This window comes from Amycolatopsis rifamycinica (assembly GCF_000695625.1).
Taxonomy (GTDB): domain Bacteria; phylum Actinomycetota; class Actinomycetes; order Mycobacteriales; family Pseudonocardiaceae; genus Amycolatopsis; species Amycolatopsis rifamycinica.
The window spans coordinates 15,247-28,592 of sequence record NZ_JMQI01000065.1; the positions used below are offsets into that span (position 1 = coordinate 15,247).

A 13,346-nucleotide genomic window follows, 5' to 3' on the forward strand; every position below is an offset into this window, starting at 1 on the left:
TGCCGTGTGAGCGGCGGCACAGCAGCACCCGGAGACCGGAAGACCCGGCCGTCCGATGCCGTCGTCGAACGGCGGCGGCAGGACATCCTCGATCACGTCATCGAGCACGGCGAAGCCCGCATCGACGACCTGACGGCGAGGTTCAAGGTCAGCCTGATGACCATGCACCGCGACCTCGACGACCTGGCCGAACGCCGGCTCCTGCGCAAGCTGCGCGGCAAGGTCGAGGCCTACCCGGCGCTCACCATCGAGAGCGCCGCCCGCTTCCGCGACACGCTCCACCACGGCGAGAAGGAAGCCCTGGGCCAGGCCGCCGCGAACCACGTGCAGCCCGGCCAGACGGTCTTCGTCGACGACTCCACCACCCTGCTCCCGCTGGTCAAGCGGCTCGCCGAGATCGACGCGCTCACCGTCGTCACCAACTCGCTGCACGCCGCCCGCCTGCTCGGCCCCCAGGTCGACGTCGTCCTCGCCGGCGGCCGCTACAGCCACGAGTACGACTCCTGCGCCGGCCCCGAAGTCCTCAACCTGCTCGACTCGATCCGCGCCGACGTCTCGTTCGTCTCGGTCACCGCCGTCGCCGTCGGCCGCCTCTTCCACCCCGACCGCGACTACGCCGAGCTCAAGAAGGCCGCGCTGAAGGTCGCGAACCACACCGTCCTGGTCGTCGACCACTCGAAGTTCGGCCGCACCGCCACCTACGCGCACGGCGACGTCGGCGACTACGACCTGCTGATCACGGGCCAAGCCACGCCCACCGAGGAGATCGAGGCCGCGCTGAACGCGGGGACCGCGATCGAGATCGTCGAACACGTCGCAGAGGGACAGCCCTATGACAGCTGAACTGGTTGCCGGTATCGACTCGTCCACGCAGTCGACCAAGGTCGTCGTGTGCGACGCCGAAACCGGCGAGATCGTCCGCACCGGCCGCGCGCCGCACCCCGACGGCACCGAGGTCGCCCCCGCCGCCTGGTGGGACGCCTTCACCGAAGCCACCGGCGGCCTGCTCGACGGCGTCAAGGCCATCGGCGTCGGCGGCCAGCAGCACGGCATGGTCACCCTCGGCGAAGACGGCGAGGTCGTCCGGCCCGCGCTGCTGTGGAACGACACCCGGTCCGCGCAGGCGGCGCTCGACCTCATCGACGAGCTCGGCGGGCCGTCGGCCTGGGCGAAGTCCGTCGGCTCGGTGCCGGTCGCCAGCTTCACCGTGACGAAGCTGCGCTGGCTGGCCGAGCACGAGCCGAAGCTCGCCGACCGCGTGGCCCGCGTGCTGCTCCCGCACGACTGGCTGACCTGGAAGCTCACCGGCGGCGACCCGGTCACCGACCGCGGCGACGCCTCCGGCACGGGGTACTTCTCGCCGACCGACAACGCCTACCGCCTCGACGTCCTGAGCCACGCCTTCGGCGGCCGGACGCCGGAGCTGCCCACCGTGCTCGGCCCGGCCGACGTCGCCGGCCACACCCCGGACGGCGTGCTCGTCTCCGCCGGCACCGGCGACAACATGGCCGCGGCGCTCGGGCTGGAACTCAAGCCGGGTGACGCCGTCGTCTCGCTCGGCACCAGCGGCACCGTGTTCGGCGTCGCCGAGACCGGCGCGGCCGACGTCAGCGGCGAAGTCGCCGGGTTCGCCGACGCCACCGGCCGGTTCCTCCCGCTCGCCTGCACCCTCAACGCCGCCCGCGTCCTCACCTCGACCGCGGCGATGCTCGGGGCCACGCTCAGCGAGTTCGACCGCCTCGCCCTGACCGCCGAACCGGGCGCCGGCGGGCTGACGTTCCTGCCGTACCTCGACGGCGAGCGCACCCCGAACCTGCCCGGCGCCACCGGCTCGCTGGCCGGGCTGACCAGGGAGAACATGACCCCGGAGAACCTCGCGCGCAGTGCCGTCGAGGGCATGCTCTGCGGCCTGGCCGCCGGCCTCGACGCGGTGCGCGCGCACGGCCTCGACGTCCAGCGCGTGCTGCTGATCGGCGGGGGCGCGCAGTCGCGGGCCGTCCGCGCGGTCGCGCCGCTGGTGTTCGGGGTGCCCGTGCAGCTGCCCGAAGTCGCCGAGTACGTCGCCATCGGGGCGGCGCGCCAGGCGGCGTGGGCCCTCGCGTCCAGTGCGGAACCCCCGTCCTGGCAGAAGAACCAGAAGCTGCGGCTCGAGCTGGACGAGCCGACCGAGGCGCAGCGCGCCGCGGGCCACCGGATCCAGCAGCGCCACCTCGAAGCCCGTGAAGCGGCTTACGGGGTCCGGCGAGAGAACCGAGAGGACTGACCGATGGCTTCCATCACCTACGACAAGGCGACCCGCCGCTACCCGGGCGCCGAGCGGCCCGCGGTCGACGCACTGGACCTGGAGATCGCCGACGGCGAGTTCCTCGTGCTGGTCGGCCCGTCCGGCTGCGGCAAGTCGACCAGCCTGCGCATGCTCGCCGGCCTCGAGGACATCGACGACGGCGCCGTCTGGATCGGCGACCGCGACGTCACCCAGCTGCCGCCGCGCTCGCGTGACATCGCGATGGTGTTCCAGAACTACGCGCTGTACCCGCACATGACGGTCGCGCAGAACATGGGCTTCGCGCTGAAGATCGCCGGGCGGCCCGCGTCGGAGATCAAGCAGAAGGTCCTCGAGGCCGCGAAGCTGCTGGACATCGTGGACTACCTCGACCGCAAGCCGAAGGCGCTCTCCGGTGGTCAGCGCCAGCGCGTCGCGATGGGCCGCGCGATCGTCCGCGAGCCGCAGGTCTTCTTGATGGACGAGCCGCTGTCGAACCTCGACGCGAAGCTGCGTGTCTCGACGCGTACGCAGATCGCCGCGCTCCAGCGCCGCCTCGGCGTCACGACGGTGTACGTCACGCACGACCAGGTCGAGGCCATGACGATGGGTGACCGCGTCGCGGTGCTGTCGGACGGCCTGCTGCAGCAGTGCGACACCCCGCGCGCGCTGTACGACAAGCCCGCAAACGCTTTCGTCGCGGGCTTCATCGGCTCGCCGGCGATGAACCTGGTGACCGCGAAGCTGACGGCGGACGGTGCCGAGCTGGGCGGCGGCAGCGTGGCCCTGACCCGCGAGGTCATCGCGGCCGCCGACGGCGACACGGTGACCCTCGGCTTCCGGCCGGAGTCGCTGGAAGTGGTCAGCGAGGGCCCCGACTCGGTGCCGATCAAGGTCGACCTGGTCGAGGAGCTCGGCTCGGACGCGTACGTCTACGGCAAGCTGGCCGAGACCGACGCGGAGGGCACGAAGTCCAACGTCGTCGCCCGCGTCGACCCGCGCACGCCGCCGGCCATGGGCGACACGGTCCACCTGCGGATCCGCCCCGACGAGCTGCACGTGTTCTCCGCCACCACCGGGGCGCGCCTGCCCTGACCTCGGGTCATGGGAAACTGGGAGTCGTCATGACTCCCAGTTTCCCCCGGGCGCAGGTCGGCATCGACCTCGACGCGATCCGCCACAACCTCACCCTGCTGGGCGCCCGCGCGCCCGGCGCCGAGGTGATGGCCGTGGTGAAGGCCGACGCCTACGGCCACGGCGCGCTGCCGGTGGCGCGCGCCGCGGTCGAGGCCGGCGCGTCCTGGCTCGGCACCTGCTCGCTCGGCGAGGCCCTCGCCCTCCGCGAGGCCGGGATCACCACCCGGCTGTTCAGCTGGCTGGACACCCCGGACGTCGACTTCGCCGCCGGCCTCGAGGCGGACGTCGACCTCGCGGCGAGCTCACTGGGTGAGCTTCGCCGCATCGCGGCCGCGGCGAAACCGGGTACCCGGGCTCGTGTGCATCTCAAAATCGACACCGGTCTTTCGCGCAACGGCTGCCCCCCGTCCGCGTGGGCCGAACTGGTCGAAGCGGCGGCCGCCGAACCGCGGGTCGAAGTCGTCGCGATCTGGTCCCACCTCGCGTGCGCCGACGAACCCGGGCACCCGGCGACCGACCTGCAGACCAAGCGCTTCGCCGAGGCCTACGACACCGCCCGCGCCGCCGGGTTGGACCCGATGCGGCACCTGGCGAACTCCGCGGCCCTGCTCACCCGGCCCGACCTGCACTTCGACGTCGTCCGGCCCGGCATCGCGATGTACGGGCTCAACCCGGTCCCGCAGCCCGAAGACCTCCGCCCGGCGATGACGTTCCGGTCCGCGGTCGCGCTGGTCAAGCGCATCGAAGCCGGGGAATCGGTGTCCTACGGGCACACCTGGACGGCGTCTGACGCCACGAACCTCGCGCTCGTGCCGGCCGGGTACGCCGACGGCGTGCCGAGGTCGCTTTCGGGCCGCATGGACGTCTGGCTCGGCGGGCGGCGGCGGCCGGTCGCCGGCCGGATCTGCATGGACCAGCTCGTGGTCGACTGCGGGGACTACGAACCGGCCGTCGGCGACGAGGTCGTCCTGTTCGGCCCGGGGACCCGTGGCGAGCCGACCGCCCGGGAGTGGGCCGACAAGCTGGGCACCATCGACTACGAGATCGTCACCTCGATGTACCGGCCGCGGGTGCGGCGCCGGTATCTGGGGGAGCGCTCGTGACACCTTCACGACGACTGCTCGCCATCGCCGGCGGGGTCGGGGCCCTGGCCACCGGCACCGCCGCCGCCATCGCCGTTGCCGCGCAGCAGCGGCGGCACAGTGAGGATCCGTACGTGGACGAGCCGCTGGGGGAGCTGAAGCCCGACCGCGCTTCGACGGTCGCGGCCGAGGACGGCACGCCGCTTTCGGTCGAGGAAATCGATCCGGAAGACGGCGGGGAACCGGAACTGACCGTCGTGGGAGTGCACGGGTTCGCGCTTTCGCGGCGCTGCTGGCATTTCCAGCGTCGCGACCTCGCGTCGCTTCGGCTGCCTCGCGTGCGTCAGGTGTACTACGACCACCGCGGCCACGGCCTTTCCGGCGCGGCCACCGCCGAGACGTCGACCATCGAGCAGCTGGCGCGGGACCTCGACTGCGTGCTGCGGTCCGTGGTGCCGGAGGGGCCCATCGTGCTGATGGGGCACTCGATGGGCGGCATGGTGATCATGGAACTGGCCGCCGAGTTCCCGGAGATCTTCGAAGACCGCGTGTGCGGCGTGGCCTTCATCGCGACGGCGGCGGGCGAAGTGGGCGCACGCGGGTTGCCGCGTTCGCTGCTCTCGAAGTACAACCCGCTGACGCGCGCCGCCGGCGGGCTGGCCGGCTGGCAGCCGGGACTGGTGGAGTTCGTCCGCGCGGCGGGCGGCCAGCTGACGCGGCAGGCGGTGCGCCGGCTGGCGTTCGGCAGCCGCGACGTCGCGCCGCGCCTCGTCGACTTCATGCTCGAGATGCTGGAAGTGACGCCGGTGCGCGGGCTCGTCAACTTCGTCGACACCCTCGGCAGCCACAACCGCTACGCCGCCCTGGCCGGCTTGAAGCACGCGGAAGTGCTGGTCATCGGCGGCGATTCGGACCGGTTCACGCCGTTCGCGCACGCCGAGCGGATCGCGGCCGAGCTGCCCGACGCGGAGCTGGTCCGCGTCCGCGGTGCCGGTCACATGGTCCAGCTCGAGCAGCCCGAGCTGGTGAACAGCCATCTGATCGATCTCCTGCAACGCTGCTCCGGTGCGGACGGCGTGACCTCGTCCCGGCGAACCTGGTGGTGGCAGCGTTGAGTTTCGTGTTCCCGACCCCCGACGACACGATGGAGTTCGGGCGAGCGCTCGGCCGCGTCCTGCGCGCGGGCGACCTGGTGCTCCTGGCCGGTCCGCTCGGCGCCGGCAAGACGACGCTGACCCGCGGCATCGCGGACGGCCTCGGCGTCGGCGGCCGCGTGAGCAGCCCGACGTTCGTCCTGGCCCGCGTCCACCCGGCGGGCGCCGCGGGCGTGCCGCTGGTGCACGTCGACGCCTACCGCCTGGGCGGCGACCTTTCGCAGCTGGACGACCTGGACCTGGACACGGACCTCGAGCGGTCGGCGATCGTGGTCGAGTGGGGCGAGGGCTCGGCCGAGCGCCTGTCTTCCGATTACCTGGTGGTCCGCTTGGACCGCCGTGAGGACGACGTCCGCGAGGTCACCCTGGAGCCGCACGGCACCTGGGCCGACCGCACTCGGGCGTTCGACGGCTGCTCGGTCCCGACCCCCTGAGTGGGCACTTTCACGTGAAAGTGCCCACCTGGGAGCGGCACTTTCACGTGAAAGTGCCGCTGCGCTCAGCCGCCGTTGTACTGCCGGTAGGCCGGGGCCCGGAAGGCCTGGGTGCCGGCGCCCGCGATCTTGTCGACCGCGCGCAGGAACTTCGGCCCCATCTTCGCGGTGGCCTGCCGGACCGGGTGCGTGGCCCCGAAGTCCTCCGGGCTCGCCTGGCCGTGCGCGAACATCGAGTAGATCAGCACCGGCTTGCCCGCGGCGTCGAACATGACGCCCGCCTCGTTGCGGCCGTCGTTCAGCCAGCCCGCCTTCGTGGCGATCCTCGCCCGGTCGACGGACGACATCTCACGCCGGACACCGTCGGTGAACGCCACCTGCGACCGCAGGATGGACAGCAGGTACTCCGTCGACGCCGGGCTCAGCAACGTGCCCGCGACCAGCGCCTGCAGCAGGTCGTGGGTCTCGCGCGGAGTGGTCTTGCCGAGGAAGTAGCGGTTCGGGTTGGCCACCGGCGTGACCTGGGTCCGGGGGAAGCCCTTGGCCACCAGGATCTCGTTGATCTCGGCCGCCGGAACCACGAGCCCCACCAGCCGGACGCACGTGTCGTCCGAAACCGTGAGGAACAGCGACAGGACGTGCCCCAGCGTGAACGCGCTCGGGTACGCCCCGTCCAGGATGATGACGCCGTCGCCACCCGGCACGACGATGCTCGCCGGCACCTGGACCTGCTGGTCCAGCGTGAGCAGGCCCCGGTCGATCTTGTCCATCAAGGTGACCGCGACGGCCACCTTGTTGACGCTGTACGCCTCGACGACCTCGTCGGACGCCACGTCGACGGCCACCTGGCCGGCCACGCTGATGTAGGAGTTCCAGATGCCGCCTGCCTCGGCGGCCGCGTCGTCGTAGACGCGCTTCACCTTCTGCCTGGCCCGGTCCGGTGTGGCCGGGCTGGCCTCGATGTCCGCTTCCTGCGCGAACGCGGGAGAGCCGGTCAGAATGCTGCCGGCGGCGACGGCGGTTCCCAGACCGAACGCCGCTCGCCTGTTGAGTCGATACCCCATCGCGAGATCCAACCACGGAGAGCTGGACCTCGTGAGTGGTCAACCCGCCTTGCCGCTCACGACCGCCCGGGCGACGCCGAGGTCCACCAGGTCCTGCGGGCGCAGGTGCAGCTGGTTGGCGATGTCCGGCACCTCCGAGGCCGGGCGCTTGAGGATCGCGGCCGCGGCTTCCGGTGACGTCACCGAGAAGTACGCGTCCGGCGCCACCCACGTCGACCCGGCCGCCGCGAACGCCAGTGCGCCGCCCGAGCCGCCTTCGCCGATCACCAGCGTCGTCACCGGGACCGAGGCCGTCGCGACCGCTTCGAACATCTCCGCGATCGCGCCGCCCGCGCCCGCCTGCTCCGCCGCCGCGTCGTTGGCCGCGCCCGGGGTGTCGACCAGCGTCAGCACCGGGATGCCCAGACGTGACGCCAGGCGCACCACGCGAGCCGCCGTCCGGAAGCCCGATGGCAGGGTCGGCGTGCCGCATTGGGCCGCGTACGCGATCGTGCGCCCGTCACGCCAGCCGAAGCCGCACGCGACGCCGGGGTCCGCGCCGCCGACGCGGTCGCCGCTGACGTCTTCCCGCCAGTCGAAGTAGGCGTCGAGGTACTCGGCCGCCCGGGCCCGGCCGGGGGCACGGGCCGCCTGGACCGCATCCCAGCCCGTCTCGGGAAGCGAGGCCGCCCGCAGCGCGGAAGGCGGCGGTGCCGCGGCCGAAGAACGCGTGGTCAGCAGCCGCAGCCACCGTTCCAGAACCCCGCCGAGTTCCTCCGGCGCCACGACGGCGTCGACCTGGCCCCAGGCGAAGTGCGCCTCCGCGGTGTACGCCTCCGGCGAGCCCGGTGGCCGCACCCGCGAGCCCGCGAAGCCCACCTGCGCTTCCGGCAGCGCGAGTATGACGTCGGCGCCCGCGCCGAGCGTCGCCCAGCCCCCGCCGGTCGTCGGGTCGCGCAGCACCGAGATCTGCGGGATGCCGGTCGCCCGCGTCAACGCCGACGCCCGCGCCACCCGCTGCAGCTGCATCAGCGCGCGCATGCCCTGCTGCATGCGGCTGCCGCCGGTCGAGATCAGCGACACCACCGGCAGCCGCACGTCGCGGGCGTGGGCGAACGCCGCTTCGATCCGGTCGCCGGTGCGCTGCCCCAGCGAACCGCCGAGGAACCCGAACTCGAAGGCGACCAGCACCGCTTCGGCGTCGCCGATCTTCGCCGTCCCGCAGACGACCGACTCCTTTTCGCCGGTGCGTTCCTCCGCCGCGGAACGCGCTTCCCGGTAACCCGGCCAGCCGATCGGTCCGTCGGCGGGCTCCTCGCGCAGTGGGACCGGGAACTCCGTGAAGCCGTTCGCGATCGCGCCGACGATCTCGCGCGCCGCGAGCCTAGGCACCGAGCGCCCGCTTCATGACCTTGCCCATGTCGTTGCGCGGCAACGCGTCCAGGTAGCGGACCACCCGCGGGCGCTTGTGCGGCGCGAGCAGCTTCGCGACGTGGTCGGCGAGTTCCCCGGCGGCCGGTGGCTCGCCGCTCGGCACGATCCACGCGACGATCCGCTCGCCGAGGTCGTCGTCCGGCTCGCCGGTGACGGCGGCTTCGGCGACGCCGGGGTGTTCGAGCAGCGCGTTTTCGATCTCGCCGGCGCCGATCTTGTAACCACCGCTCTTGATCAGGTCGGTCGCCTTGCGCCCGACGATCTTGACGTACCCGTCCGCGTCGCGCGTGGCCATGTCGCCGGTGCGGAACCAGCCGCCGTCGAACGCGGCCGCGGTCGCGTCCGGCCGGTTGAGGTACTCGGTGAACAGGTTCGGGCCGCGGACCTGGATCTCGCCGACGGTTTCGACGTCGTCGACCACCTCGCCCGCGTCGCCGACCAGCCGCAGTTCCACCCCGCGCAGCGGCACGCCGACCGTGCCGGGCTTGCGCTCGCCGTCCGCGCGGACGCTGGTGTTCATCAGCGTCTCGGTCATGCCGTAGCGCTCGACGACCCGCTGGCCGGTCGCCGCCGTGATCCGCTGGTGGTCGTGCACGGGCAGCGCCGCGGACCCGGAGACCAGGAGGCGGGCCTGCTTGAGGGCGTCCGCCAGACCGCTGTCGGAGCCGGCTTCGCCGGCGATCCGGTGGTACATCGTCGGGACGCCGAACAGCATCGTGGCGCCGTTCGAGAGTTCGCGGGCGACGCCCTCGGTGGAGAACCGGCCGAGGTGGCGCACGGAACCGCCGCGGCGCAGCGGGCCGAGGATGCCGAGGATGAGCCCGTGCACGTGGAACAGGGGAAGCGCGTGCACCAGGATGTCCGCGGCCGTCCAGCCCCAGGCGTCCTCCAGGGCGTCCAGGGTGGCCGCGAGCGCCCGGCGGGGGAGCACGACGCCCTTCGGCGGCCCGGTCGTGCCCGAGGTGTACACGATCAGGGCCGGTGCTTCGGCGTCCGGTTCCTCCGGGAGCGGCGCGCTTTCCCCGGTGAGCGGGATGTCCCGGCGCGGCAGGGCGGCGAGCCCGGCGGGCAGCTCGACGCCGGGTTCGGCGAGGACGAGCGCCGGTGCGCTGTCGGCGAGGATGTGGGCGAGCTCGCGTTCGCCGATCTTCGGGTTGAGCGGCACCGCCGGCACCCCGGCGAGCAGCGCGGCGACGACCGCCACGCTCGTGTGCACGGTCGGCGTCGCCCACACCGCGACCCGGCCGGACGGCAGCTCGCGGGCGAGACCGCCGGCGACGGCGGCGAGGTCGTCGTAGGTGAGGGCGTGGTCGCCGAAGCGCAAGGCCTCTTTCGCGGCACCGGCGACGAGCGTGGGGAACAAGGGGTCGGGCACCGCGGGGACCTCCCAGTGTCGGACTCCATCCGCACGTTACCGTGCTGATCCGTCCCCTGCAGCAAGCGGCCGTAGGCGCTGGTCGTAGGCTGGGACACCGTGTTGGTACTGGCGATCGATACCTCGACCCCCGCCGTGACAGCGGGCGTCGTCGCGCTGGACGGCGGCTTGGTCGAGACGCGCGGTGAGCGCGTCACGGTCGACCCCCGTGCCCACGGAGAGCTGATCACGCCGCACGCGCTGGCCGCCGCCGAAGCCGCGGGCGTGACGCTCAAGGACCTCGACGCGATCGTCGCCGGCGTCGGCCCCGGGCCGTTCACCGGCCTGCGGGCCGGGATGGCCACCGCCGCCGCCCTCGGCCACGCCCTCGGCATCCCGGTGTACCCGGTCTGCAGCCTCGACGCGCTGGCCGCCGACGTCCCGCCGGGGGACAACGCTTTCCTCGTGCTGACCGACGCCCGGCGCCGCGAGGTCTACTGGGCCGCCTACGACGCCGCGGGCCGGCGCACCGACGGCCCGCACGTCCAGCGCCCCGCCGACCTCGAGACCGACGTCAAGGTGGCCGCGGGCGACGGCGCTCTGCTGTACGCCGACGCGCTCGACGTCCGGCCGGTCGAGCCGCGCTTCCCGTCGCCCGCCGGCCTGGTGAAGGCCGCCCGGAACGCCTTGCTCGCGAAGGAAGCGCCGGCGCCGCTGACGCCGTTGTACCTGCGCCGTCCCGACGCCGCCGAGCCCGCCGCGCCGAAACGGGTGACCGCTCCGTGAGACTCGGGCCCCTGCGCCGCATGGACATCGCCCGGTGCGTGGAGATCGAGAAGATCCTGTTCCCCGGCGACGACCCGTGGAGCGCCCGCGCCTTCCACTCCGAACTGGACGCGGGCCACTTCTACCTGGCCGCGCGCCCGGACGAGGGCGACGAGCTGCTCGGCTACGCCGGGCTGGCCGTCGTCGGGCGCCGCCGCGGTGAGTACGAGGCGACCGTGCACACCATCGGCGTCGCCCCCGAACACCAGGGCCGGGGCATCGGCAAGGCGCTGCTGCGGGCGCTGCTGGCCAGGGCCGACGAGTTCGAGGCGCCGGTCTTCCTCGAGGTCCGCACGGACAACACGACCGCGCTCGCCCTGTACGAGCGCCACGGCTTCGAACGGCTCGGCATCCGGAAGCGCTACTACCAGCCTTCCGGCGCCGACGCGTACACGATGGTCCGCCCGGCGCGGACGCGGGACGGGGTGGCGGGCTGATGGCACGCATCATCATGGGCATCGAAAGCTCGTGCGACGAGACCGGTGTCGGCCTGGTCCGCCTGCACGACGACGGCACGGTCGAGCTGCTGGCGGACGAAGTGGCCTCCAGCGTCGAGCAGCACGCGCGGTTCGGCGGCGTGGTGCCCGAGGTCGCCAGCCGCGCGCACCTGGAGGCGATGGTCCCGACCACCTCGCGGGCGTTCGCCACGGCCGGGCTGTCCATGTCCGATGTGGACGCCATCGCCGTGACGGCCGGGCCGGGTCTGGCGGGCGCGCTGCTGGTGGGCGTCTCGGCGGCGAAGGCGTACGCCACGGCGCTGGACGTGCCGCTGTACGGCGTCAACCACCTGGCGGGGCACATCGCGGTGGACACGCTGCAGCACGGGCCGCTGCCCGCGCCGTGCCTGGCGCTGCTGGTCTCGGGTGGCCACACGCAGCTGCTGCGCGTCGACGACATCGCGTCGTCGATCACCGAACTGGGGTCCACAGTGGACGACGCGGCGGGCGAGGCGTACGACAAGGTCGCCCGCGTGCTCGGCCTCCCGTACCCGGGCGGCCCGCCGATCGACAAGGCGGCCAAGAACGGCAACCCGTCGGCGATCGCGTTCCCCCGTGGCATGACGGGCCCGCGCGACGCCGCGTTCGACTTTTCCTTCTCCGGCTTGAAGACCGCGGTGGCGCGTTGGGTCGAGGGAGCCGCGCGCCGCGGCGAGGAGATCCCGGTGGACGACGTCGCGGCGTCGTTCCAGGAAGCGGTCGCGGACGTGCTGACGGCGAAGGCGATCCGCGCGGCGAAGGAACAGGGAATCGACACGATGGTGATTTCCGGCGGCGTGGCGGCGAACTCGCGGCTGTCGTCCCTGGCGGCCGAACGCTGTGCGGCGGCGGGCATCGAGCTGCGGGTGCCCCGGCCGCGACTGTGCACGGACAACGGCGCGATGATCGCGGCGCTGGGCGCGCACGTGGTGGCGGCGAAGCGGCCGACGGCGCCGCTGGACTTCAGCGCGAACCCGGCGTTGCCGGTGAATGTGGTTTCGCTTTAGTCACTGGGCGGTTCCCTTCAGCAGCCACCGGCTGACCGGCACCTCGAGGAGGACCCTGGGGCCGAAGGGGGCGATCTCCGTTCCGGCGTCCCAGCCGTCGTACTTGGCGGCGAGCGCGGCGAGGACGTGGTGCGGCAGCCTGCCGCGGTGGATTCGCGCCCGCCCTTCGGCGACGATCGGGTGGTCGCCGTCCTCGAGGGCGAGGCTGACCCGCGGGTCGTTCAGGACGTTGCGTACCTTGACGTTCCGCTCGCCGCTGCCGATCCAGAAGGTGTCGTCGAGGTGGACGAACCAGACCGGGGTGACGTGGGGCGAGCCGTCTCCGCGCAGCGTGCACAGCCAGAGGTTGCGGTCCTTCGCCAGCCGGTCGGTGATCTTCATGCCGCCATCCTGGCCGGACGCCGCCCTCTCCGCCATGCGCCTGCCTGATGGGTCCGACGGTGACCTCTTCCGGACTGGCCCGGCGGCTTCCCGCCACCCCGAAGCCTGATTGTGACTACGGCCGGCGGCACCGCGTCAAGGCGGGAAAGCGTGCCTTGACCCGGCGCCGCCGGCCGTGTTCTGGCTTCGGATCGGGGTTGCGGGGCGGGTGGGTCCCGTGGTCCGGGTACCGAGGTCGCCGCCGGTCTCGCTCTGGACGGTGAACCGCAGCCGGGTGCCCGCGATGGGCGGCGGGCGCTCGGTCTCGGTGGTGCCGCCCGTGGCGACCTCGGCGACGACCGATCGCCACAGCGCGGCCGCCGGGGGGTTGTTCCGGTCGAACGACAACGTCCACTCCCCGGGGTGGCGGGCGAACAGCGAGCGCGCCGCGAGCCGGGCCACCCCACGCCGGCGGTGCCGGCGGACGACGAAGAACTCGGCGACGTTCCACGACCCGTCGTCGTCGACATCACTGCGTAGCAAGGCGAAGCCGGCCAGCGTGCGGTCGACGGTGATGAAGTACGCCTCGCGGCCGGACTCGGTGAAGTACGAATCCAGGTAGCGGTAGGTGAAGGTGCCGTGCGGGGTGAGGTCGAGCTCGCGGATCTCGGAGAAGTCGTACTGGTAGAGCTGGAGCAGGTTCGCCAGCACCGGCTTGTCCGGCTCGGCCACGGCCACGAGTTCGACGTCCACGAGCGCCAGTGTCATCGCACCCGG

General features: G+C 72.8%; 14 protein-coding genes. 9 read left to right on the forward strand and 5 right to left on the reverse strand.

Annotation, left to right across the window (positions count from 1 at the left end; translation table 11 throughout):
- Positions 1-6 precede the first annotated feature (6 nt).
- Genes DV20_RS31360 through tsaE form a run of 6 tightly spaced genes read left to right on the forward strand, consistent with a single transcriptional unit; the run spans position 7 to position 6,070 of the window.
- Positions 7-843 (forward strand): DeoR/GlpR family DNA-binding transcription regulator, encoded by an 837-nt coding sequence (locus DV20_RS31360; protein ID WP_043786606.1) that lies wholly within the window; start codon positions 7-9, stop codon positions 841-843.
- Positions 833-2,263, forward strand: a complete 1,431-nt coding sequence (xylB, locus tag DV20_RS31365; RefSeq protein ID WP_043786607.1) for a xylulokinase — start codon at positions 833-835, stop codon at positions 2,261-2,263. Before DV20_RS31360 ends, xylB begins: the two co-directional genes overlap by 11 nt.
- 3 nt (positions 2,264-2,266) lie before the next feature.
- Positions 2,267-3,358, forward strand: a complete 1,092-nt coding sequence (locus DV20_RS31370) for an ABC transporter ATP-binding protein (protein WP_043786608.1) — start codon at positions 2,267-2,269, stop codon at positions 3,356-3,358.
- 29 nt (positions 3,359-3,387) lie between these two features.
- On the forward strand, positions 3,388-4,503 hold the full coding sequence (gene alr, locus DV20_RS31375; protein WP_043786609.1) for an alanine racemase: 1,116 nt from the start codon (positions 3,388-3,390) through the stop codon (positions 4,501-4,503).
- Entirely contained in the window at positions 4,500-5,597 is a 1,098-nt protein-coding gene (locus DV20_RS31380; protein WP_043786610.1) for an alpha/beta fold hydrolase, read from the forward strand. The genes alr and DV20_RS31380 overlap by 4 nt, the downstream gene beginning before the upstream one ends.
- The gene (gene tsaE, locus DV20_RS31385) at positions 5,594-6,070 is read left to right on the forward strand and encodes a tRNA (adenosine(37)-N6)-threonylcarbamoyltransferase complex ATPase subunit type 1 TsaE (protein WP_043786611.1); all 477 of its coding nucleotides are present in this window, start codon (positions 5,594-5,596) and stop codon (positions 6,068-6,070) included. Before DV20_RS31380 ends, tsaE begins: the two co-directional genes overlap by 4 nt.
- Positions 6,071-6,135: 65 nt before the next feature.
- Here the strand turns inward: tsaE and DV20_RS31390 are convergent, their stop codons facing one another.
- From DV20_RS31390 to DV20_RS31400, 3 genes are all read right to left on the reverse strand, one after another.
- Entirely contained in the window at positions 6,136-7,098 is a 963-nt protein-coding gene (locus DV20_RS31390; protein WP_043786645.1) for a serine hydrolase, read from the reverse strand.
- A gap of 75 nt (positions 7,099-7,173) precedes the next feature.
- Positions 7,174-8,505 carry a carboxyl transferase domain-containing protein gene (locus tag DV20_RS31395; protein WP_043786612.1) on the reverse strand — a complete coding sequence of 444 codons (1,332 nt, stop codon included), beginning with the start codon at positions 8,503-8,505 and terminating at the stop codon, positions 7,174-7,176.
- Positions 8,498-9,922, reverse strand: a complete 1,425-nt coding sequence (locus DV20_RS31400; RefSeq protein ID WP_043786613.1) for an acyl-CoA synthetase — start codon at positions 9,920-9,922, stop codon at positions 8,498-8,500. Before DV20_RS31400 ends, DV20_RS31395 begins: the two co-directional genes overlap by 8 nt.
- 99 nt (positions 9,923-10,021) lie before the next feature.
- Here DV20_RS31400 and tsaB point away from each other — a divergent pair, with 99 nt between their 5' ends.
- From tsaB to tsaD, 3 genes are read left to right on the forward strand one after another with little or no spacing between them, the layout of a single operon-like run.
- Complete coding sequence (gene tsaB, locus DV20_RS31405; RefSeq protein WP_043786614.1) at positions 10,022-10,687, forward strand: tRNA (adenosine(37)-N6)-threonylcarbamoyltransferase complex dimerization subunit type 1 TsaB; 666 nt, start codon at positions 10,022-10,024, stop codon at positions 10,685-10,687.
- On the forward strand, positions 10,684-11,163 hold the full coding sequence (gene rimI / locus DV20_RS31410; protein ID WP_043786616.1) for a ribosomal protein S18-alanine N-acetyltransferase: 480 nt from the start codon (positions 10,684-10,686) through the stop codon (positions 11,161-11,163). The genes tsaB and rimI overlap by 4 nt, the downstream gene beginning before the upstream one ends.
- A complete protein-coding gene (gene tsaD / locus DV20_RS31415; protein WP_043786617.1) occupies positions 11,163-12,209 on the forward strand; it encodes a tRNA (adenosine(37)-N6)-threonylcarbamoyltransferase complex transferase subunit TsaD in 1,047 nt (348 codons plus the stop codon). Before rimI ends, tsaD begins: the two co-directional genes overlap by 1 nt.
- Here tsaD and DV20_RS31420 read toward each other — a convergent pair whose 3' ends face one another.
- On the reverse strand, positions 12,210-12,590 hold the full coding sequence (locus tag DV20_RS31420; RefSeq protein ID WP_043786646.1) for a pyridoxamine 5'-phosphate oxidase family protein: 381 nt from the start codon (positions 12,588-12,590) through the stop codon (positions 12,210-12,212).
- Between the two features lie 135 nt (positions 12,591-12,725).
- Positions 12,726-13,322 carry a GNAT family N-acetyltransferase gene (locus tag DV20_RS31425; RefSeq protein ID WP_152603778.1) on the reverse strand — a complete coding sequence of 199 codons (597 nt, stop codon included), beginning with the start codon at positions 13,320-13,322 and terminating at the stop codon, positions 12,726-12,728.
- Positions 13,323-13,346: the final 24 nt, after the last annotated feature.

What these genes read in the sequence shown, in the direction of transcription:
- tsaD (WP_043786617.1), top strand. Translation starts at nt 11,163, where the DNA reads ATGGCACGCATCATCATGGGCATCGAAAGCTCGTGCGACGAGACCGGT.
- DV20_RS31370 (WP_043786608.1), top strand. Translation starts at nt 2,267, where the DNA reads ATGGCTTCCATCACCTACGACAAGGCGACCCGCCGCTACCCGGGCGCC.
- DV20_RS31420 (WP_043786646.1), bottom strand. Translation starts at nt 12,590, where the DNA reads ATGAAGATCACCGACCGGCTGGCGAAGGACCGCAACCTCTGGCTGTGC.
- xylB (WP_043786607.1), top strand. Translation starts at nt 833, where the DNA reads ATGACAGCTGAACTGGTTGCCGGTATCGACTCGTCCACGCAGTCGACC.
- alr (WP_043786609.1), top strand. Translation starts at nt 3,388, where the DNA reads ATGACTCCCAGTTTCCCCCGGGCGCAGGTCGGCATCGACCTCGACGCG.